This is a genomic window from Arthrobacter sp. zg-Y238 (assembly GCF_024385525.1).
In the GTDB taxonomy this organism is placed as follows: domain Bacteria; phylum Actinomycetota; class Actinomycetes; order Actinomycetales; family Micrococcaceae; genus Arthrobacter_B; species Arthrobacter_B jinronghuae.
In genome coordinates this window covers 412076-437701 of sequence record NZ_JANFLU010000001.1, presented here as the reverse complement: position 1 = coordinate 437701, position 25626 = coordinate 412076, and the positions used below count along the sequence as shown (strand labels likewise).

Annotated in this window: 28 protein-coding genes and 1 riboswitch; of the genes, 15 read left to right on the top strand and 13 right to left on the bottom strand. The window is 67.1% G+C overall.

Annotated features, from left to right (window positions below):
* Positions 1-36: 36 nt before the first annotated feature.
* Genes NNX38_RS02205 through NNX38_RS02195 form a run of 3 tightly spaced genes read right to left on the bottom strand, consistent with a single transcriptional unit; the run spans position 37 to position 2620 of the window.
* A complete protein-coding gene (locus NNX38_RS02205) occupies positions 37-1584 on the bottom strand; it encodes a DUF6297 family protein (RefSeq protein ID WP_255796519.1) in 1548 nt (515 codons plus the stop codon).
* Between the two features lie 3 nt (positions 1585-1587).
* Positions 1588-2274 (bottom strand): ABC transporter ATP-binding protein, encoded by a 687-nt coding sequence (locus tag NNX38_RS02200; protein ID WP_255796518.1) that lies wholly within the window; start codon positions 2272-2274, stop codon positions 1588-1590.
* A gap of 31 nt (positions 2275-2305) precedes the next feature.
* A complete protein-coding gene (locus NNX38_RS02195) occupies positions 2306-2620 on the bottom strand; it encodes a multidrug efflux SMR transporter (protein WP_229946320.1) in 315 nt (104 codons plus the stop codon).
* A 10-nt stretch (positions 2621-2630) separates the two neighbouring features.
* A riboswitch (guanidine-III (ykkC-III) riboswitch) is annotated at positions 2631-2697 on the bottom strand.
* A gap of 316 nt (positions 2698-3013) precedes the next feature.
* Between NNX38_RS02195 and NNX38_RS02190 the strand changes: the two genes are divergently transcribed.
* Both NNX38_RS02190 and NNX38_RS02185 read left to right on the top strand, forming a co-directional pair.
* Entirely contained in the window at positions 3014-3253 is a 240-nt protein-coding gene (locus NNX38_RS02190; protein ID WP_255796517.1) for a hypothetical protein, read from the top strand.
* A gap of 25 nt (positions 3254-3278) precedes the next feature.
* Positions 3279-4637 carry an LssY C-terminal domain-containing protein gene (locus tag NNX38_RS02185; protein WP_255796516.1) on the top strand — a complete coding sequence of 453 codons (1359 nt, stop codon included), beginning with the start codon at positions 3279-3281 and terminating at the stop codon, positions 4635-4637.
* Here the strand turns inward: NNX38_RS02185 and NNX38_RS02180 are convergent.
* The gene (locus tag NNX38_RS02180; protein WP_255796515.1) at positions 4634-5566 is read right to left on the bottom strand and encodes an AraC family transcriptional regulator; all 933 of its coding nucleotides are present in this window, start codon (positions 5564-5566) and stop codon (positions 4634-4636) included. The genes NNX38_RS02185 and NNX38_RS02180 overlap by 4 nt on opposite strands.
* A 115-nt stretch (positions 5567-5681) precedes the next feature.
* Here NNX38_RS02180 and NNX38_RS02175 point away from each other — a divergent pair, with 115 nt between their 5' ends.
* The 3 genes from NNX38_RS02175 to NNX38_RS02165 all read left to right on the top strand — a co-directional run bounded on the left by NNX38_RS02175 (position 5682) and on the right by NNX38_RS02165 (position 7988).
* Entirely contained in the window at positions 5682-6419 is a 738-nt protein-coding gene (locus tag NNX38_RS02175) for an SDR family oxidoreductase (RefSeq protein ID WP_255796514.1), read from the top strand.
* A gap of 108 nt (positions 6420-6527) precedes the next feature.
* Entirely contained in the window at positions 6528-7169 is a 642-nt protein-coding gene (locus NNX38_RS02170; RefSeq protein ID WP_255796513.1) for a hypothetical protein, read from the top strand.
* Between the two features lie 9 nt (positions 7170-7178).
* Positions 7179-7988, top strand: a complete 810-nt coding sequence (locus NNX38_RS02165) for an SDR family oxidoreductase (protein WP_255796512.1) — start codon at positions 7179-7181, stop codon at positions 7986-7988.
* 8 nt (positions 7989-7996) lie between these two features.
* On the opposite strand, the gene NNX38_RS02160 is transcribed toward NNX38_RS02165, so the two are convergent.
* From NNX38_RS02160 to NNX38_RS02150, 3 genes are all read right to left on the bottom strand, one after another.
* Positions 7997-8503 (bottom strand): ASCH domain-containing protein, encoded by a 507-nt coding sequence (locus NNX38_RS02160; RefSeq protein WP_255796511.1) that lies wholly within the window; start codon positions 8501-8503, stop codon positions 7997-7999.
* Positions 8504-8553: 50 nt separating this feature from the next.
* Positions 8554-9258 carry a hypothetical protein gene (locus NNX38_RS02155; RefSeq protein WP_255796510.1) on the bottom strand — a complete coding sequence of 235 codons (705 nt, stop codon included), beginning with the start codon at positions 9256-9258 and terminating at the stop codon, positions 8554-8556.
* A gap of 110 nt (positions 9259-9368) precedes the next feature.
* Positions 9369-11264, bottom strand: a complete 1896-nt coding sequence (locus NNX38_RS02150; RefSeq protein WP_255796753.1) for an FAD-binding monooxygenase — start codon at positions 11262-11264, stop codon at positions 9369-9371.
* Positions 11265-11519: 255 nt separating this feature from the next.
* On the opposite strand from NNX38_RS02150, the gene NNX38_RS02145 reads away from it, so the two are divergent.
* The 3 genes from NNX38_RS02145 to NNX38_RS02135 all read left to right on the top strand — a co-directional run bounded on the left by NNX38_RS02145 (position 11520) and on the right by NNX38_RS02135 (position 14516).
* A complete protein-coding gene (locus NNX38_RS02145) occupies positions 11520-12476 on the top strand; it encodes a D-2-hydroxyacid dehydrogenase family protein (RefSeq protein ID WP_255796509.1) in 957 nt (318 codons plus the stop codon).
* A 72-nt stretch (positions 12477-12548) separates the two neighbouring features.
* Entirely contained in the window at positions 12549-13748 is a 1200-nt protein-coding gene (locus tag NNX38_RS02140; RefSeq protein ID WP_255796508.1) for a low temperature requirement protein A, read from the top strand.
* A gap of 426 nt (positions 13749-14174) precedes the next feature.
* Positions 14175-14516, top strand: coding sequence for a YnfA family protein (locus NNX38_RS02135; RefSeq protein WP_255796507.1), 342 nt, complete (start codon positions 14175-14177; stop codon positions 14514-14516).
* 145 nt (positions 14517-14661) lie between these two features.
* Here the strand turns inward: NNX38_RS02135 and NNX38_RS02130 are convergent, their stop codons facing one another.
* Complete coding sequence (locus NNX38_RS02130; protein ID WP_255796506.1) at positions 14662-17058, bottom strand: excinuclease ABC subunit UvrA; 2397 nt, start codon at positions 17056-17058, stop codon at positions 14662-14664.
* 201 nt (positions 17059-17259) lie between these two features.
* Between NNX38_RS02130 and NNX38_RS02125 the strand changes: the two genes are divergently transcribed.
* The 5 genes from NNX38_RS02125 to NNX38_RS02105 all read left to right on the top strand — a co-directional run bounded on the left by NNX38_RS02125 (position 17260) and on the right by NNX38_RS02105 (position 20627).
* Entirely contained in the window at positions 17260-18222 is a 963-nt protein-coding gene (locus tag NNX38_RS02125) for an alpha/beta hydrolase (protein ID WP_255796505.1), read from the top strand.
* A gap of 56 nt (positions 18223-18278) precedes the next feature.
* Positions 18279-19445 carry a DUF4232 domain-containing protein gene (locus NNX38_RS02120; protein ID WP_255796504.1) on the top strand — a complete coding sequence of 389 codons (1167 nt, stop codon included), beginning with the start codon at positions 18279-18281 and terminating at the stop codon, positions 19443-19445.
* 15 nt (positions 19446-19460) lie between these two features.
* Positions 19461-19742 carry a hypothetical protein gene (locus NNX38_RS02115; protein ID WP_255796503.1) on the top strand — a complete coding sequence of 94 codons (282 nt, stop codon included), beginning with the start codon at positions 19461-19463 and terminating at the stop codon, positions 19740-19742.
* A 97-nt stretch (positions 19743-19839) separates the two neighbouring features.
* Positions 19840-20085, top strand: a complete 246-nt coding sequence (locus NNX38_RS02110) for a hypothetical protein (RefSeq protein WP_255796502.1) — start codon at positions 19840-19842, stop codon at positions 20083-20085.
* On the top strand, positions 20082-20627 hold the full coding sequence (locus NNX38_RS02105) for a hypothetical protein (RefSeq protein WP_255796501.1): 546 nt from the start codon (positions 20082-20084) through the stop codon (positions 20625-20627). Before NNX38_RS02110 ends, NNX38_RS02105 begins: the two co-directional genes overlap by 4 nt.
* On the opposite strand, the gene NNX38_RS02100 is transcribed toward NNX38_RS02105, so the two are convergent.
* The 3 genes from NNX38_RS02100 to NNX38_RS02090 all read right to left on the bottom strand — a co-directional run bounded on the left by NNX38_RS02100 (position 20614) and on the right by NNX38_RS02090 (position 22494).
* Positions 20614-21459: an aldo/keto reductase gene (locus NNX38_RS02100; protein WP_255796500.1), complete on the bottom strand. Its 846-nt coding sequence runs from the start codon at positions 21457-21459 to the stop codon at positions 20614-20616. The two genes, NNX38_RS02105 and NNX38_RS02100, sit on opposite strands and share 14 nt — an antisense overlap.
* 28 nt (positions 21460-21487) lie before the next feature.
* A complete protein-coding gene (locus NNX38_RS02095; RefSeq protein ID WP_229950939.1) occupies positions 21488-21892 on the bottom strand; it encodes a cupin domain-containing protein in 405 nt (134 codons plus the stop codon).
* Positions 21893-22092: 200 nt separating this feature from the next.
* Positions 22093-22494, bottom strand: a complete 402-nt coding sequence (locus tag NNX38_RS02090; RefSeq protein WP_255796499.1) for a VOC family protein — start codon at positions 22492-22494, stop codon at positions 22093-22095.
* Positions 22495-22656: 162 nt separating this feature from the next.
* On the opposite strand from NNX38_RS02090, the gene NNX38_RS02085 reads away from it, so the two are divergent.
* A complete protein-coding gene (locus tag NNX38_RS02085; protein ID WP_255796498.1) occupies positions 22657-23409 on the top strand; it encodes a glucose 1-dehydrogenase in 753 nt (250 codons plus the stop codon).
* 50 nt (positions 23410-23459) lie between these two features.
* Here the strand turns inward: NNX38_RS02085 and NNX38_RS02080 are convergent, their stop codons facing one another.
* Both NNX38_RS02080 and NNX38_RS02075 read right to left on the bottom strand, forming a co-directional pair.
* Complete coding sequence (locus NNX38_RS02080; protein WP_255796497.1) at positions 23460-24263, bottom strand: MerR family transcriptional regulator; 804 nt, start codon at positions 24261-24263, stop codon at positions 23460-23462.
* Between the two features lie 41 nt (positions 24264-24304).
* Complete coding sequence (locus NNX38_RS02075) at positions 24305-24478, bottom strand: hypothetical protein (RefSeq protein WP_255796496.1); 174 nt, start codon at positions 24476-24478, stop codon at positions 24305-24307.
* Positions 24479-24877: 399 nt separating this feature from the next.
* Between NNX38_RS02075 and NNX38_RS02070 the strand changes: the two genes are divergently transcribed.
* Positions 24878-25606 carry a GAF and ANTAR domain-containing protein gene (locus NNX38_RS02070; RefSeq protein WP_255796495.1) on the top strand — a complete coding sequence of 243 codons (729 nt, stop codon included), beginning with the start codon at positions 24878-24880 and terminating at the stop codon, positions 25604-25606.
* The last annotated feature ends 20 nt before the right edge of the window (positions 25607-25626 follow it).

Genomic DNA, 25626 nt, shown 5'->3' with positions numbered 1-25626 from the left:
CACAAGGGTGCAGGCACGCATGATGGGCTGCCGCTTCTACTTCGAACGCGAGTACATCACCAGCAGGACGCAGACCGCGGAAAAGCCCGCCTGCGCCAGGAGCAGCACTCCGGGAACGTAGCCAAGAAACAGGCCGAGCAGCAGCGGCACCGCCGCCAGCAGGATCGCGTCCAGCCCCTGGGCCAGAGACCCGGTCTGCGCGGACGGCACCGGGCCGAACACGGTCTCTGTCGGCGGAGCGGTCCAGTCCGGCAGCGGCCGGTAGGCACCCCGCACCGCCGCGGCGCCAAACCCGACCCCGGCGAGCGCACCGAGCCCGATCAACGCCGGACTGCCCGCACCCAGCAGCACCAGGACGGCGCAGAACCCTGCAGACCACAGCACCAGTGCGGCGGCGGGCAGGGCCGTCCGGCTCAGCCGCACCAGTGCCGGGGACAGCGGCAGCAGCGCGTCCAGCCCCGGCGTGACCGCGGTCTGCCGGGCCAGGGCACCCAGCGCCGGAACCACCGCGCAGACGGTGAGCAGGATGATGACCAGCTGCAGCGGCGCCGGCTGCTGCCCGGCGGACAGCAGAACCGTGAGGCACAGCAGGAGCAGCAGTACGGGACGGGCCCAGGTCCCGGGAGTGCGCAGGAACGCGGTGGCATCCGCCCGCAGCAGTGCGCCGAACGGGGTGCGCGATCCCCTGGCGTACCAGCGCCGCGCACGGGAGGTCGTCCGGCCGCGCGGAGTGCCGGCGAACGCCCGGCCGAGCTCGTTGGTGTCCATCAGATACAGCGCGGCACCGGCGTGCCCGGACACCCCGCCGCCGCGGATCAGCTCGCGGCCCGGGATCGCACCCATCCGCGCGAACACCAGCGCCCACAGTCCGACGACGGCGGCAAGCGCTGCGGCGGACGGCCAGAGTTCCCCGGCGGCGGCCAGCCGGGTAAAGAAACTCAGCACGGCCAGCAGCACCAGCCCGCCGGCCGCGCCCGACACTCCGCCCGGGAAGCCGTTCCCCGCCGACTGCCGCAGGGCCGAAACCAGCAGGGCACAGACCGCGGCCAGCCCGAAGACGGCGGCGCCGAGGAATTGGCCTTCCAATGTTGCCTGCAGGTCGGTGATGAAGCCGACCGGAAGGTATAGGACCGCACCTCCCGCCCAGACCAGGCCCACCCGGCGAAGCAGCGGTCCGGCCAGGAAGGAGCGCCGGTCCACGGGCAGGCTCAGCCACCAGTACCCCTCGGCCGAGGCCACGGCCACCGGCCCGAGCTTCCGCGCCCCGGCCATCACCGCAGCCAGGACCGCGAACAGCAGGACGGTCACCGCCGCGCCGTCGGGCAGGGCACTCCAGTCCGCGGCCACGATGGTGCGGCGGCCGCCGGTTCCGGGACCCAGAGCCTTCGCGACCTCGTTCCGCATCGCTAAAACCAGTCCCCCGGCCAGCGCTCCGATGGTTGCGACCCCCAGCAAGGTGGCATAGGCATCCAGCAGCACATCCCGGACGCGGACGCTGCCGCGGCGGTGTTCCCGCGAGGCGACACGGCTGTAGCGGGCGGGGTTGAACTCCGTCGGCAGGCCGGCGGCTTCACTGAGCGTCACAGGTTACCGGCCCGCGATCTCGGCCGCGGCGAGCGCCGGCTCGATCTCCTGCACCTCGTCATCGATCAGCAGGCAGCGTCCCGCCGTCGCCAGCAGCAGCGCGGGGTCGTGGGTCACGAGCAGCACCGTCCCGCCGTCGTCGGCGTACCGGCGGATCCGCTTCCCCACCCGTTCGCGCATCACCGGGTCCAGGCGCTGTTCCGGTTCGTCGAGGATCAGCAGGGAGGACGGCCGGATCAGGGCCGAGGCGAGCAGCAGCCGCCGTCGCTGGCCGGAGGAGACCGACTCCGGGACGGCGTCGGCGCGGTCCTGCAGGCCGAAAAAGTCCAGTTCCGCGTCGACGGCGGCGTCCGGGTCCGCGACCCCGTGCCCGCGGGCGACCAGCTGCAGGTGTTCCCGCAGTGACAGGGAAGGGAAGAACGCATCCTCGTCGAAGAGTGCGGCCACCTGCCGGCGGAACGGGATGGCGTCCTCGTTGGCGGGCAGCCCGTGTACGCGTACCTCGCCGTCGAGCATCAGCTGTTTCCCGGCGATGGTGCGGGCGGCGGTGGATTTGCCGGCGCCGTTGAAGCCCACGACGCCGAGGATCTCGCCGACGTCCGCCGAGGCGGTGATGGCGCCGCAGACGGGTGCACCGGCGTAGCCCACCAGTAGGTTGGAAATCTCGAGCACGGCCCCCGCAGCAGTCATGCCGTCCAATCTAGCGGGCGTGGGCGCCTTTTTAGTGGAGTGTCTTCAGTCCGATGACGCCGCCGACGATCATGGCGAGGAACAGGATCTTCAGCAGGGACACCGATTCCGCGCCCGTGGCCATGGCGTAGATGACGGTCAGCGTGGCGCCGATGCCCACCCAGACAGCGTATGAGGTGCCAAGCGGCAGTTCCCGCATGGCATAAGCGAGTCCGGCCATGCTCGCCAGCAGGGCGGTAACGAAGATGGCGGAGGGCCAGAACCGGCTGAAGCCCTGTGATTTGTCCAGGGCGGTGGCCCACACTGCTTCCAGGACGCCGGACAGCACCAGAACAATCCATGACATGAGAGTCTCCCTTGGGCCGTCTTGTCGCACACCGGGTACGGCACCCCTCGTCCGGGAGACCGTGTCGCGGCCTCCCTTCCACGGTCGCACGTCCGGTTTTCCGGGGCAACCTGGCTTCGCGGCGGGTGAACCGGCTGATGCCGTGGTCCTGGCGCGAATCGAAAGGGCAATAGTTACCGTTTCGCGAATCGAAAGGGCAATAGTTACCGTTTTTCGGCTGAAAATCGGTAATTTGTGCTCTTTCGATGCAGCAGACCCTCCACGCCCTCCCCGCGACGGCCCGGTACACCACTGCTGGCTCACCGCTGCGCCTGCACCGGAATTCACGGCCGGCCGGTAACCGGGAAGCGCAGACCGTCGACCCGCCGGCCCGTTAGTGCCAGAGTTTTAGCCATGACTGATGAACAGTTTGAGCGCGATGACCTGGGCATTGCCCTCTGGTGGCCGATGCTCACCTCTGAGTCCCGCGAGTGGCTGACCGCCAATAACGGCGACGCGGTGGAGGCGTGGGTGGTGGAGGACATCTCCCGCAGCCGAGGCATGGCTTCCGATGGCAGCGGGTCCTACTATCTGCCGGATGCCGCCGTGGACTGGATCGAAGCCAAGTCCAACGGCGAAATACCGGGGCTCTGACTTCCGGATGATCCGGCCGGGCCCCGTGGAGGAGTCCGACGGCGGACCGGCGGCAACCGCCGTCGACTGGGCTTTCTTCACGTTCAGCGCCATCGGGGCGGCTTGGTTTGCCGTGTTCCTGCTGGAGGAAAGCCTTCAGCAACGGCACGTCTGGTTTCTGGTGGTGTTCTGGGCGGCGCTGGCGTATCTGGTGCTGCCGCGCCTGGACCGGGTCCTGACCCAGATTTTCATCCCGAACTACTTCATGGGCCGCACCCGCACCAGTGCCGGCCTGTTCGGCGACGCCGTCAACCTGGCCTTCCTGGGCAGCGAGGGACAGCTGCGGGGCGCACTGGAAAAGGCGGGCTGGAAGCTCGCTGACCCGGTGACCCTGTCCAGCAGCTGGCACATTGTCTCCTCAACCCTGCTGCACCGCAGCTACGTCCAGGCCCCGGTGAGCCCCCTGCTCCTGTTCGACCGGCAGCAGGATTTCGCCTACGAGCAGGAAGTGCACGGCAATCCCCGGCAGCGTCACCACGTCCGGTTCTGGCGCTGCCCCGAGGGATGGATGCTTCCCGGCGGCATTGCCGCGGACTGGCTGGGTGCCGCGTCCTTTGACCGTGCCGTCGGTTTATCCCTGTTCACCCTGCAGGTCACGCACCGGGTCGGAGAGAATATCGACGCCGAACGGGACTACCTGATCGATTCCCTCCGGGGCTCCTCCCCCGCAGTGTCCGTGGAGGTCATCAAGAACTTCTCCACCGGATACCACTCCCGCAACGGCGGCGGGGATTCGATTGTCACCGACGGGGACTTGCCGGTGGCGGACCTGAGCAATCTGCCGGAGACCGGCCCCGCCGTGCCGACGGGGGCGGCAGCCGCCCGCCGGGAGCGGCCGCCGGCACCCGTTGTTTTCGGCACGGTCCTGGTGTTGCTGCGCGGACTTGCCGCCCTGGCGGTGGCGGCACCCTTTCTGGTGCATTTGACCGATATCTCCCTGGTGATCAACCTGCTGGGTACGCAGAGCCGTGGCCTCGCCGAGCTGGGCAGCGCCTACGCCCCCACCAGCGTCTCCCTGACCGTGTTCGCCGGCGTGGAGGCGGTGCTGGCCGTGCTCATTCTTCGCGGCAGCAACTCTGCCCGGATTACTGCGATGTCCCTGAGCTCAGTCGCCATCGCCGTGCAGGTAGCAGCCGCGTCCGCCGGTCCCGAGACCGCGCTGCGGACCAACCTGTTCGGCTACGCCTTCGACGTCCTGCTGATCCTTGCCCTGTCCAGCGACCGGGCTCGGATCTACGCCCGCTCCCGCAGCCGCGCGCGCGCCCACCGCCGCCGCGTGCGCTCCCGCCGTCGTCGTCCGCCGGCCCCTGTCCGGAGCGCGGGTGCCACCGGTCCGCCCCGCTAGTCCGCCGGCTGCAGCGTGCGCACCCGGGACCGGTAATGCAGGGGGGACTCGCCGACGCTGCGTTTGAAGGCCGTACTGAACGCGCTTTCGGAAGAAAAGCCCAGCTCCAGCGCCAGGGACCGGATCCGGGTATCCCCGGAACGCAGTTCCCGCTGCGCCACGAGCATGCGCCAGTTGTTCAGGTACGCGCGGGGCGGAGTGCCGGCAACGTCCCGAAACCGCTCCGCGAAGGCGGTGCGGGACATGGCGGCTGCGTTCGCGAGTTCCGCCAGGCTCGGAGGCGGCACCCCTGGGGCATGTATCAGTGCCAGGGCCGGGCGGAGCCGTTCATCGGCTATCAGCTTCAGCCATCCCTGCGGCAGTTCGGCATCGGTGATGAAGGACCGTAGTACGTCCAGCAACAGGAGCTGAGCATATTGGCGGACCGCAAACCCGGAGCCCATCTGCTGCCGGGAAACTTCGTCGAAAAGACGCCGCATCAGCATGTGCAGGTGGGGTGCGGCTTCCGTGCCGGACCGGACGTGGGCCACGGACGGCAGCGCCTGCAGCAGCAGGTCCCGGCCCACGGTATTCACCGCCACCCGGCCGCCAATGATGATGTCCTCGGTTCCGGCCTCGCCCTCCCCTGCCCGGACAAAGGTGCCGCTGGCGGGCGGATCGACGCGGGCGGGCACTGCATCTCCGCTGCCGCCGTGGAGCCGCAGCCAGGTGCGGCCGTTGAGGACGACGACGTCGCCCGCCTCCAGAAGCAGAGGTTCTTCAAGGCCGTCGGTCGCCAGTTTCATGCTGCCCTGCACCACGGCGAAGAACTTCACGTCGTCGTCAATCCTTGCCTCCGTTTCCCAGCGGCCGTGCACAGCGATGCTCCCGGAGATGACGCCCCGGACTTGGATGAAATCGAGGACTTCGGATAAACGGTCGGAAACCATATCTGTACTCTAGAGCAAGAAATGCGGACTTTTCCTTATTCCTAGTCCCGAATATTGGGCACAGAGTGGAGGTACCTTCCACAACCGGAAAGAAACCGCTTTTCCAAGGAGTGCCATGAATGACAGCATGATTTCCCTCGTCACGGGAGCCAACAAGGGCATCGGCCGGCAGATTGCCGGCCAGCTGGCCGCACTCGGCCACACCGTGGTGGTAGCCGCACGAAGCGCCGACGCCGGCGAGCGGGCCGCCGCGGAGCTGCGCGCGGAGGGCGGAGACGCCGTCGCCGTGGTTCTCGACGTAACCGATCCGGCCTCCGCGTCGGCCGCGGCGGACAGCGTTAAGACCCGCTTTGGGCGGCTGGATGCCCTGATAAACAACGCCGGCATTGCGGCGACGCCGGGTGTCAGCTTTGCCGCCCAGCAGCCGGGATCGGCGGACGTGAACGAAATCCGCTCGGTTTTCGAGACCAACTTCTTCGGAGTCATTTCCGTGACTGCGGCCTTCCTGCCGCTGCTGCGCCTGTCCGACGCCCCTCGGATTGTAAACGTCTCCAGCGTGGCCGGGTCCCTGGCCGCAGTATCCGATCCAGCCAATACGGACCCCATCGCAGCCGGATACGCTCCCTCCAAAACGGCCCTGACCTCCCTGACGCTGCAGTATGCGAAGGGGCTGGCGCCGGAGGGCATCCTGGTCAATGCGGTTTGCCCGGGCTTTGTTGCCACGGATCTGAACGGTTTCCGGGGAACACGAACACCGGAGCAGGGCGCCAGGGCCGCCGTCCGGATGGCCACCATCCCGGCCAACGGACCCAGCGGCACCTTCAGTGACGAGGACGGCCCCCTGCCCTGGTAGCGCGAACCCGCATCCCGGGCGGCTTAGCCCCGGCAGGGTTAGCCAACAATGCCGCTATCCCCCCGGCCACTGCTCGGCTATTGTCTGCGTAGGACCGGGGGGACACACATGAACACGCGAGTGACAGCAGCCATGGGCATTGCCGCAGCCGGCGCCCTATTCACCGGCGTACTCGCCGGTTGCGGAACCACCGACGCGGAAAGAAACGAGGCTCTGGCACGCGCCGAGGCCAGTGCCCGGCCCGCCCCGGAACCCACCATGACCCTGCAGCCCTGCCCGGGCGGCGAAATTATGCGGATGGACCCGGCCGGGACCACCAGCATCAAACCCGATTGCTTCGACCAGGCGGTTGCGGAGGCCATCGCGGAGTTCCCGGAGCCGCTGCCCGCCGGCACCTCGTGGCTGCTCGAAACCACCGATTTCAGCGATCCCGAAGTCCGGTCGAAGCAGGGGGACATCAGCATCGCGGACGGAGTCCAGGACACCACCGTCGCCGGCTATTGGCTCTGCGCTTGGATGGATTCCTACCTCCAGGCCCTCGACAGCGGAGACGCTACCGGCCAGGAACACAGCATGGAGTACCTGGCCAAGTACACGTCCCTGCCCGCAATACAGGAGAACATGGTCAACCCCGAAGTCTTTGATGCCTCCGTCATTGCCCCAGCACAGGCCGGAGATCCCGCTCAGCTGCGGGAGTTTTTCAAGGGAGACTGCTCGTCCTTCCTCCGGAGCGCGGATTCCTCCCGCTAGCATGGCCCGATGACTCCCCCTCCCCTGACCGGACGCACCGCCGTCGTCACCGGCGTGAGCCGCCGCCGGGGCATTGGCTTCGCCGTTGCCGCGCGTCTGGCCGACATGGGCGCCAGCCTCTACCTGCAGCACTTCGCGCCGCACGACGCCGAACAGCCCTGGGGCGCCGAGGACGTTGACGAGGTGATGGACCTGCTGCGGGAACGGCTGCAGCCCGGGGCCCGGCTTGCCCACGGCGAACACGATTTCGCTGCACCGGAGGCACCCGATGCTTTGATTTCCGATGCCCACGCAGCCCTGGGGCACCTGGACATCCTCATCTGCAACCATGCCCGCAACGGGGGCGACGGGCGGTTGCAGGCGCTGGACGCCGCCATGCTGGACATGCACTGGGCCGTCAACGCCCGCTCCGTGCTGCTCGCCACCGCTCGCTTCGCCGACCAGCACGACGGACGTGCCGGCGGGCGGGTCATCTGGTTCACCAGCGGACAGCTGCTGGGCCCGATGCCCGGTGAAATTGCCTATTGCACCTCGAAGGCCGCCCTCGCCAGCATCACTCCCTCGGTCGCAGCGGACCTTGCCGACCGCGGGATCCTGCTCAACACCGTCAATCCGGGCCCGGTCAACACCGGTTACCTTGATCCGGAAACGGCGGACCGCCCGCTGGAAGTCCTCGACGACGTCGGGTCCCGTTTCCCGGGCGGACGCATCGGCGCCCCCGATGATCCGGCCCGGCTCATTGCCTGGCTGGTGTCCGACGAGGGCCGCTGGGTGGTGGGCCAGACGATCAGCACCGAGGGTGGTTTCCGGCGGGGCTGAGGAAGCGTTTACCGCGCCCCGGCGGGCCAGACCACGTCGAAGCGTTCGAACACCAGCTCATCCTCCTCGGACCAGCTGCCGCCCCGGGCTTCGGCCGTGCGTTCCCAGAACTTCCGGTGCTCGCGCTGCCAGGACGCCAGGCTCCTGTCATCTTCACCCTCGTCGTAGGCGAAAGCCTCATCCGCGTCGGCAAAGGTTCCGAGCCTCAGTTCGACCGTGCGGAGGATCGCTTTCGGCGCACCGGTGCCGTCGCAGACAATCCAGTGGCAGCCGATGCGCGGGAGCGGTTCGCCGTCGGGGACATAGTCAGCGACGTGCGAGGAGGTGGCCTGCTTGCGGCCATCCAGAACCAGCGCCAGCAGTTCGTCGGCCATCGCCGGGGAGTCGCCGAACGTTTCCACGGTGTATTCCCCGGCGGCCGCGACCTGCTTGGGGAATGCCGCGGCGTAGGCGTCCCAAAGGAGCGCGGCGGCGTCGAAGTCGAGCGTAATTTTGGAAGGGTCGGAGCTGTCCATAGGGGTCAGTCTGCCAGCCCTGCCGCGTCCAGCAGCCATTCGGCCCAGGGTTACTTGCTACAACGCTCGGAGAGCCAAGCGTCATACATTTCCGGGTACGCCTTCACGATCAGGGGCTTAACCCGCGCTTCAAAATCGGGGTCCGAAGGCCAAGTACCGGCCCGCGTGTTGCGAGTGGTGAACTGTGGCTGGGGGTTCCCGGAGGAGTCGAACTTGATCAGGTCTTTGTCACTGTCGTCCGGGTCGCAACTCGCAGAGAGGAACGGGGACAGGTCCTCGAAGATGACCACCCTTCCACGCGCCGGTCGGTCGTCGGCAAACGCACGGTCAAGCTGGTCCATCTTCTCTTGGGCCCTCGCCTTGGCGTCCGCGTCCTCGATCTTGGACAGGTATCCCTGCGCCTGAAGCTGGTAGGTGCGGAAGTGAGATTCCCACTGAGCTGTCACCGCGGCCATGAGGGCGGTGGCCTCCGGGGTATTCATCGCCGGGTCTTTCCAGAACTCATCGAACTCGTCGGCGTGGGGGTCGTCCACCTCGCCGGACGCCATCGGGAGCAGGGAGTCGACAATGGAGTCCACCTTGTCTTCCCAATCACGGTCCTGATACCCGGCTCCACCCCTCGCGATGAAGACTCCTACCGCCACTACGGCCATAACCAGCAGGAAAGCGGTTACTGCAATGGCCGTCTTTCCAACCGGTCCGAGTGTAGACGCCATCTTGGGAGGACTGGGCATGGGGTACTGCGTATAGCTCATTGGTGCCTTTCGGATGGGTCCATACGGGTCACTCTGCCAGCCCTGCCGCCGTTAACGCGGGACGACGGCGGCACACCGGGTGCCGCCGTCGTCGTACGTTGGGAAACCGGTTACGCCTGCTGGCGGGCCGGAAGCAGGGGTGCGAAGAACTCTGCGAGCTCCGCCGTGGCAGTCAGCGGCAGCACGTTGGCCACGTACTGGTCCGGGCGGACCACCACCACGGCGCCGTTCCGGGAAATCCCGCGCTGCTCGAAGATGTCGGCGGTCGGGTCCGCCCCGTAGACCTTCGCCAGATCGTCAAGCTGGAACGGTCCGACCTGCGGCTTGAACACCGCCGGCACGGCGCCGAGGTCGATGCCCGTGTGGTCCTGCTGGTAGATCACCTTGACGTCGAACCAGGCATCCCGGTCCGCGCCTTCCGGCGTGGCCGCCAACGGGGAATCCGGCGCGGTGCCCAGCCATTCGGCCAGCTCGGTGACCGGCGAGGGGGTGCCGGCGGCCGCGGCATCGGCGAAGACGTAGATCCGCCACTTGCCGTCCGCCCGCGCCTGGTGGCCCAGCTGCACCGGGTTGGTGTCGCAGACGCGCAGCACGGGTGCGGACTTGAAGCGCTTGCCGAGCGGGAAGCCGGCGGCCAGATCCTGGTGCAGAGGCTCGGCAATAAGCATGGAGGGGGTGTACTCGGTCATGAACCCGGCCGGGAACTCGGCGGTACGGACGTAGAAGTCCTCCAGGTCCGAGGGGTTCTCGAACTCTTCGGGCTTCTTCGCCATGAGCGTGGACCACTCTTTGTCGAAGTCGATGAGGTTCTTCGCCACCACCTGGCGTTCGGCCGAGTAGGTGGAGAGCAGGCTTTCCGGGCTGCGGCCGTCCAGCACGTGCCCGAGTTTCCAGCCCAGGTTGAAGCCGTCCTGCATGGAGACGTTCATGCCCTGGCCGGCCTTGGCGCTGTGCGTGTGGCAGGCGTCACCGGTGATAAAGACGCGCGGGGTGCGGGTGCCGAGGTCCTCGGGCCGGACGTCGTCGAACCGGTCGGTGAGCCGGTGGCCCACTTCGTACACGCTGTGCCAGGCGACGTTGCGGACGTCGAGCGTGTAGGGGGCCATGATGCCGTTGGCCTTGGCGATGATCTGGTCAATGGAGGTCTTGCGGACGGCGCCGTTGTCGCCTTCGGGCACAACGCCGAGGTCCACGTACATGCGGAACAGGTGGCCGCCCTCGCGCGGGATGAGCAGGATGCTGCCGCCGTTGGAGGACTGGATGGCGCACTTGGTGCGGATGTCGGGGAAGTCGGTGTTGGCCAGCACGTCCATCACGCCCCAGGCGTGGTTCGCCTTGTCTCCGGCCATGGTGCAGCCGATGGATTCGCGGACCTTGCTGCGGGCGCCGTCGGAGCCCACCACGTACTTGGCCTTAACCGTGCGCTCGGTGCCTTCGTCCGGACCGGACGTGGACAGGAGGGTGACGGTGACCGGGTACTCGGCGTCGTCGTCGACCTCGAGGCTGCGGAATTCGAACCCGTAGTCGGGCCGCATGCGGGTGGGCGAGTTCGCCATGAAGCGGGCGAAGTAGTCCAGCACGCGGGCCTGGTTGACGATCAGGTGCGGGAATTCGCTGATTCCCGCCGGATCATCCAGTGCGCGGCCGGAGCGGACGATATTCTCCGGGTTTTCCGGGTCCGGGCGCCAGAAGCACATCTCCGTGATGCGGTAGGCCTCGGCGGTGATTTCCTCGGCGAAGCCGAAGGCCTGGAAGGTTTCCACGCTGCGGGCCTGGATGCCGTCCGCCTGGCCGATGGCGAGGCGGCTGTCCCGGCGCTCCACGATCCGGGTGGTGACGCCGGGGAACTGCGAAAGCTGTGCGGCGGTGAGCATCCCGGCGGGACCGGAGCCGACGATCAACACGTCCACTTCGTCGGGCAGGTCGGCGGGGCGGTCGACGCCGGTGCCGGCGGCGGGCTGGATGCGGGGGTCACCGGATACGTAGCCGTGGTGGTGGAACTGCACGGGGGTCCTCACTTCGTTGTGCCGTAGGTGCCCGCCCGGCGGTGCTCGTTATTTGAACACTAAGTTCGATAGTCGAACCGCAGGCGGTGTAGTCACCGTACCGGAGACATGACGTGGGTCACAAGCGGAACGGTCTGTGTAACTTCCGGCTTCACTTTCCGCCTCACTTCCGGTCGGCCCGCCGGAGCCGGGAGCAGTATAGCGCCGGCCGCGGTACCTTGTTCCCAGCCGCGAACCGCCAGCAGGGAAGAGTCCATGACCGTTACATGCGCAGTGATCGACGACTATCAGCACGCCGCCACCCGGTTCGCCGACTGGGCTTCGCTGCAGGGTCAGGTGGAGCTGACCGTCTTCTCCGACCATCTGGCGGCCGAGGACGACGTCGCCGCGCGCCTGGCCGGGTTCGACGTCGTCGTCGTCATGCGCGAGCGCACCCCGTTTCCGGCGAGCCTGCTCGCCCGGTTGCCCCGCCTGAAGCTGCTGGTCACGACGGGCGCGCGCAATGCCTCGATTGATCTCGCCGCGGCCCGGGAGCGGGGCGTGACCGTCTGCGGCACTGCGAGCAACTCGACGCCGCCCGCCGAGCTCACCTGGGCTCTGATCCTGGGACTGGGCCGGCACCTGGTGCCCGAAGCCACTGCCCTGCGGGACGGCGGACCCTGGCAGCAGACCATCGGCACCGATCTGCACGGAGCCACGCTCGGGCTGCTGGGATTGGGGAAAATCGGGATGCAGGTGGCCCGGGTGGGGGCGGCGTTCGGGATGGACGTCCTGGCCTGGAGCCAAAATCTCACTGCCGAACGGGCCGAGGCGGCCGGCGCCCGACTGGCTCCCTCCATGGAGGCGCTGCTGGCGGCGTCCGACGTCGTCTCCATCCATCTGATGCTGAGCGACCGTACACACGGGCTGCTCGGGGCAGGGGAGCTGACGCTGATGAAACCGGGCGCCTACCTGATCAACACCTCGCGGGCCGGGATCGTGGACCAGGCCGCCCTGCTCGATGCCCTTCGGCGGCAGGCGATTGCCGGCGCCGGATTGGACGTGTTTGCCGAAGAGCCGCTGCCGGCAGATTCCCCGTTCCGGGACCTGCCCAACGTCCTGGCGACGCCGCACCTCGGGTACGTCACCGAGGGGAACTACCGCACGTTCTTTCCGCAGGTGGTGGAGGACATCTCGGCTTTCCTGGCCGGGACCCCGATCCGGACGCTGTAGCTGCCGCGGGCCGCCCGGCTTTCAGCCCGCATCATCTTCTGGGCGGGGCCGTGGACTCCTATTCTTTGTGCCATGCCGCAGCTGCCGCGCCCGCCCCATGCCCGCATTTCGGACGAAACGCACCGGGTCACCACCTTTGAATTGTTCTTTGATCTGGTGTTCGTGTTCGCCTTTACCCAGGTCACCGGGTTCATGGTGCACGAGCATTCATTCCTGGGTGTGCTGCAGGGGATGGTCATCCTGGTCCTGCTGTGGCGGTCCTGGGCGCCCTTTTCCTGGCTCGCCAACCAGGCACACGTCGATGAAGGGTTGATGCGGTTCGGCCTGTCCGCCGTCATGGTGGCGGCCTTTATTGCCGCACTGGCCATTCCAGAAGCGTTCGAAGACCTCGACGGCGGCCTGCACGGCCCGCTGGTACTTGCCCTGGCCTATTCTGCGGTCCGGATCCTGCACCTGGTTCTGTACGTGTATGCGTCCGGGAACGACCGGCCGCTGCGGCGCCAGATAGCCAAGCTGACCTTCACCGCCGTCCTGGGGGCGGCGCTGGTCGTCACCGGGGCGCTGCTGGGCGGAACCGCTCAGACGTGGTTCTGGCTGGCCGGCATGGCGCTGGACACCGGGATCACCTTCCTCATCTCCTGGCACGGCAACTGGCGGATCCACTCGGCGGCGCACTGGACCGAACGGTACGCACTCGTGGTCATCCTCGCACTCGGCGAATCCATCGTGTCCATCGGCGTCGGTGCCTCCGAACTGCCCGTGAGCGTACCGGTGCTTGCCGGTGCGGCGGCGGGAATTTGTTTGTCCATCGGGCTTTGGTGGCTCTACTTCGACGTCACGGCAGTCGCGGCCGAACACCGCTTCGCCGCACTGCGCGGATCCGCCCGGTCTTCAGCCGCCGTCGTCGCTTACACCTACCTGCACCTGCCCCTCGTGGCCGGCATTGTCCTCGCGGCCTTGGGGGTAGAGGACGTGCTGGCGCATGTGGACGAGGGGAAGGAGCTGAGCAGCCTCGGGGTCTTCGCGTTGTTCGGCGGCCCGGCACTGTACCTGCTGGGCACCGCGGCCTTCTGGCGGAGGATGGGCGGGGGCTGGAAGAAGTGGCGGCTGGGAACGGCTGCACTGCTGCTGGCGTTGATAGCCTTCGGTCTGCCGTTGACCTCGTTGGCGGCGCTTCTCCTCGTTACCGCCCTAATTGCGGGGTTGGTTGCCGTGGAAGCCCTGTTGTACCGAGAGGTCCGGCGCCGGGTGCGTGGCGCGCAGGCGACATGACTTGCTGATGACCGGGCCGGTCCGGGTGCATGTAGCCCGGGGCCGGGCCGGGCCGGACGGGCGGGGCCGGGGCGGACCACCCCTGACGCAGTTGGATTCCCTGCGTTTTGGGCAAATCCCTGCAGTTTGTGACAATCCCTGCGCTGCGCGGAGCGGGGATTGTCACAAACTGCAGGGATTCCGACAATGTGCAGGAAATCCGGCGGTTCCCAGACTCCGGCGTCGGTTCTCCGTCTGGACCAGCCGTCTAACCGTCCGTTTTGCACTTACGCTGTCACTTTGACGTTTTGCTGCCAGATTGAACCGGCAGCAAATTCCCATGCCGGCAGCACAAACTCCGACTACGCTCGCCGGCTGGCCGCACGCCCGCCGACCCCGCTTGCCCGCACCCCCGCTCCCCTCCGAACCTGCGGCAGGATGGATGCCATGACCATTGCAAAAACCATCCTGCTGTTCCTCCTGGCCGCTGCCGCCGAAATCGGCGGAGCCTGGCTGGTGTGGCAGTCCGTGCGGGAGGACCGGGCCTGGTGGTGGGCGGGCCTGGGCGTGATGGCCCTGGGCGCCTATGGTTTCGTGGCCACACTGCAGCCGGACGCGCACTTCGGCCGGATCCTGGCCGCGTACGGCGGAGTCTTCGTGGCCGGCTCGCTGGCCTGGGGCATGGTCTTCGACGGTTTCCGGCCCGACCGCTGGGACATCCTCGGGTCGCTGATCTGCTTGGCGGGGGTCGCCGTGATCATGTTTGCGCACCGCAGCCCGGTGTCGTAACCCGGCGCTGGCCCGCCTCCCTTCCCAGGGTCCGCTAGGAAATCCTGCCACTTTGGTAATTCCCTGCCAGAGGGGAAATCCCTGCCACTGCGCAGCGGAGGGATTTCCCGAACCGGCAGCAGAATCCTGCCACCGGCAGCAAACTTCACCCCGCCACGTAGGCCGCCAGATGCTCTCCGGTCAGCGTGGACGCGTCCGCCACCAGATCCGCCGGTGTCCCCTCGAACACGATGCGCCCGCCGTCCCGTCCGGCACCAGGGCCCAGGTCGATGATCCAGTCCGCATGCGCCATCACGGCCTGGTGGTGCTCGATCACGATCACCGACTTCCCGGAATCCACCAGCCGGTCCAGCAGGGCCAGCAGCTGTTCGACGTCGGCCAGGTGCAGGCCGGTGGTCGGCTCGTCCAGCACAAAAACCGCTTCCTTGCCGCCCATGTGCGTGGCCAGCTTCAGCCGCTGCCGCTCCCCGCCGGAAAGCGTGGTCAGCGGTTGCCCCAGATGCAGGTAGCCGAGCCCGACGTCGGCCAGCTGGCTCAGGATCTTATGTGCGGCAGGGGTGCGGGCTTCGCCGTCGCCGAAGAACTCCTGCGCCTCGCCCACTGACAGGGCCAGCACCTCCGCAATGTCCTTCCCGCCCAGCCGATATTCCAGCACCGAGGCCTGGAAGCGGCGGCCCTCGCAGTCCTCACACACCGATTCCACAGTGGCCATCACGCCCAGCTCGGTGTAGATCACCCCGGCGCCGTTGCAGGCCGGGCAGGCTCCCTCGGAGTTGGAGGAAAACAGTGCCGGTTTCACCCCGTTGGCCTTCGCGAACGCCTTGCGGATCGGTTCCAGCAGACCGGTGTAGGTGGCCGGGTTGCTGCGCCGCGAGCCGCGGATGGCGCCCTGGTCCACGGTCACCACACCCTCCCGCCCGGACACCGACCCGGTAATCAGTGAGCTTTTGCCGGAGCCGGCCACCCCGGTGAGGACCACCAGCACACCCAGCGGAATGTCGACGTCGACGTCGCGCAGGTTGTTGGTGGCGGCACCGCGCACTTCCAGGGCCGACGACGCCGGCCGCACCGAGTCCTTGAGCCGGGCCCGGTCCCCGAGGTGCCGGCCGGTCAGGGTGCCGCTTTTCCGCAGTCCGTCCAGCGGCCCCTCGAAGGTGACGGTGCCGCCCCCGGTGCCGGCGCCTGGGCCCAGGTCCACCACGTGGTCCGCAATCGCGATGGTTTCGGGTTTGTGTTCCACCACCAGCACGGTGTTGCCCTTGTCCCGCAGCTGCAGCAGCAGCTGGTTCATCCTGGCAATGTCATGCGGGTGCAGGCCAATGGTCGGTTCGTCGAAGACGTAGGTGACGTCCGTCAGCGAGGAGCCCAGATGACGGATCATCTTGGTCCGCTGCGACTCCCCGCCGGACAGGGTGCCCGACGGCCGGTCCAGGGACAGGTAGCCCAGCCCGATTTCCGCAAACGCGTCCAGCAGGTGCTGCAGCCCGGCCAACAGCGGCGCCACCGAGGGTTCCTTCAGCCCGCGCACCCAGCCGGCCAGGTCGCTGATCTGCATGGCGCAGACGTCGGCGATGTTGAGGCCGCCGATCTTCGAGGACCGTGCCTCCGGGCTGATCCGGGTCCCGTCGCACTCCGGGCAGGTGCTGAAGGTGATGGCCCGTTCCACGAAGGCGCGGATGTGCGGCTGCATCCCTTCGGGATCCTTGGACAGCATCGACTTCTGTATTTTGGGGATCAGTCCTTCATAGGTGAGGTTGATGCCCTCCACCTTGATCTTGGTGGGTTCCTTATAGAGCAGGTCATGCAGCTCGCGCTTGTTGAACTTTGCAATCGGCTTGTCCATATTGAAGAACCCGGAACCGGCGTAGATCCGCCCGAACCATCCCTCCATGCTGTAGCCCGGCACCGTGATCGCCCCTTCGGACAGCGACTTCGCGCCGTCGAACAGTGCCGTCAGGTCAAAGTCGGTGACCGCTCCCGTCCCCTCACAGCGGGGACACATGCCGCCGAGCCGGTTGTACACCGCCTTTTCCGCCCGGGTCTTGCCGTCGCCCCGCTCCACCGTGATGGCGCCGGAGGCCTTCACGGACGGGACATTGAAGGAATACGCGTTGGGCGGGCCGATGTTCGGCTGCCCCAATCGGCTGAACAGGATCCGCAGCATCGCGTTGGCGTCCGTGGCGGTGCCCACCGTGGAGCGCGGATTCGCACCCATCCGTTCCTGGTCAACAATGATGGCGGTGGTCAGTCCCTCCAGCAGGTCCACCTCCGGCCGGGCCAAGGAGGGCATAAAACCCTGCACAAAAGCACTGTAAGTCTCATTGATTAGCCGCTGGGATTCGGCGGCCACGGTGCCGAACACCAGCGAGCTCTTGCCGGAGCCGGACACCCCGGTGAACACCGTCAGACGCCGCTTGGGAATCTCGATGCTGATGTCCCGCAGGTTGTTCACCCGCGCACCCTGCACCCGGATCACATCATGGCTGTCCGCCGCGTGCGACGCTCCGCCGGTGCCGGTGCTCGTTGTGGTGTCCGCGCTCATTGCCGCTCCATCCGCCCGGGACTCCGCCCGGGGCTCGCTGCCCCGTGCCTTCGTCGTCGGTCCGATTCTGCCCGGTCACTCCGGGCGCGGCAACGGCTAACGGGAACGACGACGGCGCCGGCTCGGCCGCCGCCGAGCGGGGCAGGCTGTGGAGGACTATATTCAGGCCTAGCTCGGCAGGACCGATGGAAAGGCACGAACATGGCAAAGCTGGATCTGCGGGTACGGCTGGTGGGCAAGGTGCTGGCGCGGACCTCCGTGGCCCGCAAGAGCGAGGAACAGATTCTCGCCGACCAGCAGCGCACCATCAAGCACAACCCGGTGGTCGACTGGGTGCTGGGCGGCGTCGCTTCCGGCGTAAAACTGAAGGACGACACCGCCGCGGGTGCGGAGGGCCGGATCCCCGTGCGGGTGTACCGCCCCAAGGACGCCGATGGAACGTTGCCGCTGGTGGTCCTGGCCCACGGCGGCGGCTGGACGGTCGGCAACCTGGACATCTATGACTCGCTGGCCAGCACCATTGCCCGGGACGCACGCGCCGTCGTCGTTTCCCTCGAGTACCGGCTGGCGCCGACGCATCCCTGGCCCGCCGCGGCGGAGGACTGCTATGCCGCACTGCTCGAGGTAGCCGCCCGGGCCGATGAATGGGAGGCCGACGCCGGCCGGCTCGCCGTCGTGGGCGACAGCGCCGGCGGCAACCTGGCAGCGGTGCTGACGCTGATGTCGCGGGACCGGTCCGGCCCCGCCATCGCGTTCCAGGGACTGATTTATCCCGCCACCGACATGACCTTGGGCAGCCCGTCCATCGAGGAAAACGCCAACGCACCCATCCTCACCAAGGAGGACGTTCTCCGTTACGGCAGCCTCTACGTCCCCAATCTGGAGGACCGCAGCAACCCGTACGCCTCGCCGCTGCTGGCGTTGGACCACACCGGGCTGCCGCCGGCACTGATCCAGGTGGCCGAACACGATCCCATCCGCGACGACGGGCTGCGCTACGCCGAAGCCCTGCGCAAGGCCGGCGTTCCCGTCCGCGTCACCACCTATGTAGGGATGCCGCACGGTTACCTGGCCTTCCCGCGGCTGTGCCGCAGCGCTCCGCAGGCGCTGGCGGAACTGTGCGCGGAGCTGCGGCGGCAGCTCCCGCCCGCAACGGTGCGTTAATTCCCGCACGCACCGCTGCCGGATCCGGATAGAGGACGACGGGGTACCCTCGCTGCATGGGGAACACTGCAGAAAAACTCAAGCCGCTCCTTCTACCCGCTGTCGTGGCTGTCCTCTGGCTGATTTCCGGCTGGGCCTTCGAAGCGCTGCTGACCGCAGGGAACGGCCGGATACCGATCTACCTGGCTTCACTGGTCTCCCCGGACACTATGCCTGTCCGCATCAAATCTCTCCTGGACGGTTCCGGCCTGGTGCTGGTGGCCGGGTTAACAGCCCTGGCCGTGGCCGCGATCACCTTGGTGCTCCTGCCCGATAGCAGGAAGACCGGTACCCGGGGCGCGCTCTTCCTGGCCAACTGGATGAGCGTGACGCTGGCGGCCGTGGCCGGTTCAGCGGTGCTGGCCGTGGCTTCGGTCCTGGCCCAATGGCCCCTGGGCCGGGCACAGTGGATTTTTGACCTGCTTGGGCCCTCACTGCTCACCGGAGCGTATTGGGGGGTTGCCTGGGGCTGGGTGCCGGCCCTCGTGGCCACCTTCCTTTCCGCCCCCGCCTCCGACGGGGCGGGTTCCCATCTGCCGGAGAAACGTCACGCAGCCCGGGTTCCGGAGGAACCCGCCCCCACCGCCCGGGTTCGGCAGCGTGGCTGGGCCTTGGGGGCATTCGCCCTTTTCTCCGCAGCCGTGATGGTTGCGCTTCCGCTCACCGCCCGCGATCCCTCGCAACCGGCCCCGGAGCCTGCCGCGACGCCTACTCCGGAGCCAACGGTTTACGGTGCCGCCCCGGTGGGTGCCGCCCTCTCCGAGCCGGATCCGCTGTGGTGCACCGGTGAAGAAGTCGAGTCCTCGATCGGCGGGTGGGATGCGGCCACGGGCCACCGGGCAGCGCAGATCACCGTGCGAAACACAGGAACACGGTCCTGCACGGTGCAGGGCTACCCGGATCTGGACTTCGAGAGCAGCGATGGCTGGGTCATGGGCATCACCGCGGTGCACGGCGGCTCCCATATGACCGAGGATCCTCCGGTGCAGCCGGTGACGCTGGCCCCGGGGGAAGCAGCCACGGCCTCGATCGGCTGGCGCGGTACGGCCGGGGCGGGCATGGTCCGGGTAGGCACCTTGCTGGTGGCCCCCTACTCCGGGACCCAGCGGCAGGAACTGGAGGCAGACATCGATCTGGCGGAACCCGGCTATCTGACGGTCACAGCTTGGACGCCCGCAGGCTAGGCCTTGCCCGCGGCCATGACCCCCGCCTTCGACCGCGACGACATGATCGACCCGACGGACAGCCAGGACATCACCGCCACGGCGGATAGCGCGGATCCGATGGACAGCACCGACCCAAACGATCCGATCGAACCGATCGAACACGCCGACCCCACGCTGCCGATCGACAGCACCGAGTTCTTCGACCCGATGGACAGCACCGACCCGGATGACCACAACGACAGCCTTGAATGTCCCATGTTCCACTCCTTTTCCTGGCGGTGTGCCGTTCGTGGCGCACCAATGCCCGCACCCTAGCCGCCGCGGACCCCGAATTCGCGAGTACCGGGAGCCATGAAAAGAAAGTGTCAACAAACACTTGACGTTCCGATGGTGTCAAGCTTTGATTGACACCATGAGAACTTTCCGCATCTTCACCGCCGTTTACTCCGCACTCATGTTTCTGGTTGGGGTCGCACTATTTGCGACCTGGCTGCTACTCGATCTGCACGGCTTCCCAAAGGGACTCTGCCAGGGCGGCGGCGGCGCCCTGATCGTGCTCAGCGTGTACCTTGCCGTCACGCTGGTCCGGCGGGGAAACAAGGACAGCAGCGGCAGGGAGTACTGGCTGCCCAGCCGCGATGCAGGGGAACAGCCGTGACCGGCGGTCCGGTCACGGATCTGCAGGAACAGATCGGCGCGCTGATTCTCGGTGACTACGACGACGCCGGGACCCTCACCGCGGCGGACCATCTCGCCCTGGTGGCCAGGGCAGGGGCCGCCGAGCAGGCAAGCCAGCAGCTGCAGCACCGGGCAGTCGCGGCGGCCCGGAGCGCGGGAGTCAGCTGGGCCGCGCTGGGCCGGGAGCTGGGGATGACCCGGCAGGCGGTGCAGCAGCGTTTCGGTGCACGGCCTGACGAGCAGGCCCCCGGTTCCCGCGAGCGCTGGCTCGGTCCGGTTACGGCCTTCGATGAATTGCCCGAGCTGGAACTGGCCGGACGGCTGGGCTGGCGCACCATCGGCGTCGACATGCTCCGGCACCGGATGCTGCAGACGGATACCCAGTGGGAACACCGCCGCGTGCTCTGGACCAGGCCGTCCTCCCACTACGAAACAGACGGCTGGGAGGTGGGGAGCCGGTCCTTCCCGTGGCTCTACCTCGTGCGGGACCTGCACCGGGCGCCCGAAACTAGTCCAAAGTGACCCCGCTCAAGCGGGCCACGGCCTCGGGGTCCCGGTGGTCGAAGAACAGAGACTTCCCCGTGTCGAGGTCCGCGATGGAGGCCATTTCCTGTGGGCTGAGCTCGAAGTCGAACACGTCGAAGTTCTCCGCCATCCGGTCCGGCCGGACCGATTTCGGGATCACCACTATCCCGCGTTGAATCAGCCAGCGAAGCACTACCTGGGGAATGGATTTCCCATGGGCCTCGCCGACGGCCGAGAGCGTGGGATCGGAGAAGAGATTGTTCTTCCCCTCCGCGAAGGGCGCCCAGGATTCGTGCCGGACGCCGCGGTCGCTCATCAGCTGGTTTTCGACGGCCCGCTGGTAGAACGGGTTGGTTTCAATCTGGTTCACGGCAGGAACCACGTCGTGGTGCATGATCAGATCGATCAGCCGGTCCGGGGTGAAGTTCGAAACTCCGATGGCCCGCGCGGCGCCGTCGCTGTAAAGCTGTTCCATCACCCGCCACTCGCCGTAGACGTCGCCGAAGGGTTGATGGATTAGGTACAGGTCCACATATTCCGTGCCCAGGTTCTGCAGCGAAGTCTCGAAGGCGCGCGTGGTGGTGGCCTCGCCGTTGTCCTGGATCCAGAGCTTGGTGGTGATGAACAGTTCATTGCGCGCCAGACCGCTCTTCTGCACGGCACGCCCCACCGCGTCTTCGTTTTGGTAGGCCGCTGCCGTGTCCAGCGAGCGGTAGCCGGCGGCCAGCGCGTTGCTGACGGCCTCTTCGGTCTCGCCCGGCGGGACCTGGTACACGCCGAAGCCCAGGATCGGCATTTCGACGCCGTTGTTCAGGGTGACATTTTCCATCGGCTTTCCTTTCGGTGGTCTTCCGGGATCAGGGCCGGGCACCGTATTCCTCGTCGGTGACGAGCTCGCCCCAGTCGGACTCCGCGCCGTCGTCGGGCGGGGCCTCCCACATGGCCAGGTGGGTCATGAGGTTGTCCGGGGCGGCGCCGTGCCAGTGCCACTCCCCCGGCGGGGTGTAGACGGTGTCGCCGGGGCGCATCGTCAGGACGTCCCCGCCGCGGGACTGGATCAGGCCGTAGCCTTCGGTGACGTGCAGGGTCTGCCCGACGGCGTGGACGTGCCAGGCGGTGCGGGCACCGGGAGCAAAGTGCACGGCGTTGACCCGCATCCGGGACGGTGCCGGCTGAGGCGCGGCAATGACTTCGAACCAAACGTCGCCGGTGAACATGTGTGCCGGTCCCTTGGTGCTGGGCCTGCGCGGTTCCAGTTGCATGATGCCTCCCTGGACGGACGGGCTTGGCGGGGTGCCCGGGTGGATGCCGGGGCGCGGCGCTTGTCCGGAGCTGCCGTCGGCCTTTCGAGACTACAAGCGGTGAGCCGCAGGCGGGAGGGTCTCCGCGCGGACTCGGCACCGGACGGTGAGATTATGTTCCGGCAGTTCCGCTCAGGCACGGGCGCTTCTGATCAGCGGTCCTAAACTGCTGCCGCGGACATCCGGCGCTCCTCATCGCTGCGCAGGATGCAGAATTCGTTGCCCTCGGGATCGGCGAGCACCACCCACCCGGTGCCGTCCGCGTTGCGCCGGTCATCAACTTCGCGGGCCCCAAGCCCCAGGAGGCGCTCGAGTTCCTGGTCGCGGGTACCTTCTGCGGGCTTCAGGTCCAGATGGACGCGGTTCTTGATCTGCTTGGCGTCGGGAACCTCGATGAACAGCAGCCGCTGCGTGCCGTCCTCGGAGAAGATCATGCATTCCTCTTCGCCCGGCCGGTTCGGTTCCTCCGGGTCTTCCCGGAAGCCGAGGATCCGGCCCCAGAATACGGACTGGCCGTAGGCGTCGAGACTGTCGAAGGATGTGTGGGAGATCAGGGATGCCATGAGCAGGAGCCTAAAGGGTTTACCGCGGATATGACACTGCCCACAACGGGGCCCCTCCGCCGGATTCCGCCCGATTCTGCCGCCGTACGATCGAAATGGGCCCCGCCCCACCCAGCGGGAACGTGCCGTGCAAACCGGCAATTCAACCAGGAGGATCCACCCGTGAGCGAACGACTCAAAGACAAAGTAGCCCTGATTACCGGCGCAGCCAGCGGTATGGGCGCCTCCCACGCGCGGGCTTTCGTGCGTGAAGGCGCCAAGGTGATGATTGCCGACATTAACGACGACGCCGGTGCCGCCCTGGCCGCGGAACTGGGCGACGCCGCCCGCTACGTACATCTGAACGTCACCAGCGCCGAGGACTGGGCCGCCGCCGTGGCAGCCACAGTGGACACCTTCGGCAAGCTCAACATCCTGGTGAACAACGCCGGCATCCTTGACGGCGGCCCCCTCGGTCAATACCCGGCGGAGCGCTGGCAGCGGGCCCTGGACATCAACCTGACCGGCCCCTTCCTCGGCATGTCCGCAGCGGTCGAGGCGCTCAAGGCGTCCGCGCCGTCGTCGGTCATCAACATTTCCTCCACCGCCGGGCTGGAGGGCATCGCCGGAATGCACGGCTACACGGCGTCGAAGTTCGGCCTGCGCGGGCTGACAAAGTCCACCGCACTGGAACTCGCCGCGTCCCACGTCCGGGTCAACTCGGTGCACCCGGGGTCCATCCAGACCCCGATGACCGCCGTGATGGGCCGGCAGAAGCCCATCGATTTCTCGGAAACCACCCTCACCCGGCCGGCTGCTCCGGAAGAGGTCACCAGCGTGGTCGTTTTCCTGGCCAGCGACGAGTCCAGCTTCTCCACCGGTGCGGAGTTCGTAGTGGACGGCGGGATCACCGCCGGGAAGATCTACAACGTCTAAACCCGCGGTGTTCCGCGGACCGGCACAAGGCGTGCCGGTCCGCGGTCGCCTTATGCCGGCTGGACGGGCTGCTGCAGCTCCGTGACCCAGTCCGCCTGGTCATCGGACACTGCGCGGAGATACACCTCGCGGCACGGGCCCGAGAGAACAAAGCCGCGGGCAATGGTCTCCGTATGCACCGCCTGCCAGCTTTCCCCTATGCGGTCCATGGCACCGAGGTGGACACCGCAAATGGCCGTCGGGACGGACGGCAGATCCACCATCTCCACGCCGTCGGGACCGGCAGAGGCAACGGCGTACCCGGCAACGATGTGCATGCCGTTTTCGCTCACCTCATACTGGGCGATCGGCTTATCCAGGGAAGCACCTGTGGGCGCCAAGGCCTCCGCCACGGCGTCGAACAACGGCCCGACGACGCCGGCCACCTCGTGCTGTTCGGAGACGACGGCGGTGCGGGCGGCCAGCCGGACTGCGGGCAGGGACTTCTGCACGATTTCTATCTGGGACATGGCATTTTCCTTTTCAATGAGGTGGAGCCGCCGTTCCACGTCGAGGAGCCTCGCGGCGGCCGTCCGCTGTTCGCTCTCCACCTCGGCCCGCCGGATGCGGAGCATCCGGGCGATCCGGTCGGCGTCGACTCCGGCATCGAGAATGGAGGCAACTTCCTCCAGGCCGAAGCCGAGCTGGCGGAGGGCGACGATCCGGTGCAGCCGTTCGAGCTGGGAGGGATCGTAGGAGCGGTAGCCGCTGAACTCGTTCACGTGGGCCGGTACGAGCAGCCCGGCGGTGTCCCAGTGCCGCAGCATGCGGTGGGTCACTTGGCCGATCTGCGCGAAGGCTCCGATGGATAACATGTCTCAGTTCTCCTGCCTGCCACTGTGTCAGGGTCAAGCATTTAGAAGTAGGGGTCCCCGAAACCGGTCAACGCAGCGAACACGAGGAAGTAAATCATCGCTTGGAAGAAGGCCACAGCGATGGCGCAGAGGACCACGTTGACCCAGCCGAGCACCTTGCCCCCGGTTGCCGGGACATTCAGTGCTTCGGCTTTTTGGGCATAGTAAATCGCCATAGGACCGAGTACGAAGCCAGCAGCAACCAAACCAAGCACGCCGCAGAAGAGCGACTGGTTCTTGAAATTCTCCCCCGCTGCACGCCCGCTGGGCCGCTGGGCAGACATCGGGTAGGGCGGGAACTGAGTCGACGACGTCGGGGGCTGATCCCCCGCTTCCGTTGTCGAAGGGTAGGGGTACTGGGCATTCTGCGGGTCGGAGCGGGGCGTGGACACGGGGCCTCGTTTCTACTGAGCTGCGTTTCTACTGCGCTGCGGGATTGCGTTTATCCTAGGGCTCTTCCGCCCTTCCGGAGCGTAACGCCCTAGGCCTCAGGCAGCGTTGCCGCCGCGCGCCGTCGTCCGCAAGGCCCCGATGCGCGCCGTGGCCCGGATATGCCTTTTGGGTAAGCTGGTGCAATGACAGCCCTCACTCGTGGAACCTCAGTTGCGGCACAGCTCCAGCAACTCATTCTGGACAACCCGGGCATGGAGCTTTTTCTTGAAGCCTTCGCCGGGCAGGCTGCCGAACTCTTCAGCGACCCAAACCAGCTGCTCAGCAGCATCACCCTGAAACGGGACAAACGCGCCCAGACCGTGGCCAGCAGCAGCACCGAGGCCAATAAGCTCGATGAACTCCAGTACGGGTACGGTGACGGTCCGTGCCTCTACGCGGCGGAGAGCGGAGAGCTGACCCTGGTGGCCGATACCCGCACCGGTTCACGCTGGATCGAGTATTTCGAGGCTATCCACGGCCTGGGTTGTTATTCCATGCTCGCCGTACCCCTGCTCATTGGTGACGACGGCGGCGCGGCGCTGAACCTCTACGGCAAGAGCACGGGCATCTTCACCGATGACTTCGTGCGTGCAGTTGAGGAATACGCGGAGGAAGCGGCGGTCACGCTGCAGGTTGCCGTTCAGATCGCGAACCACAAGGAAGTCAGCGACGATCTGCGCAAGGCCATGGAATCCCGCACCGCCATCGACGTAGCCGTCGGGATCGTTGCCGGACAGAACCGCTGCAGCCAGGAAGAGGCCTTTGGCATCCTCCGGCGGGCGTCCAGCCACCAGAACATCAAGCTACGCGAGCTGGCTGAACGGCTGGTCGAGTCGGTGACCGCTGCCAAGGTAGCAACCCACTTCGCCTAGGCAGACTTACCTGACCGCGG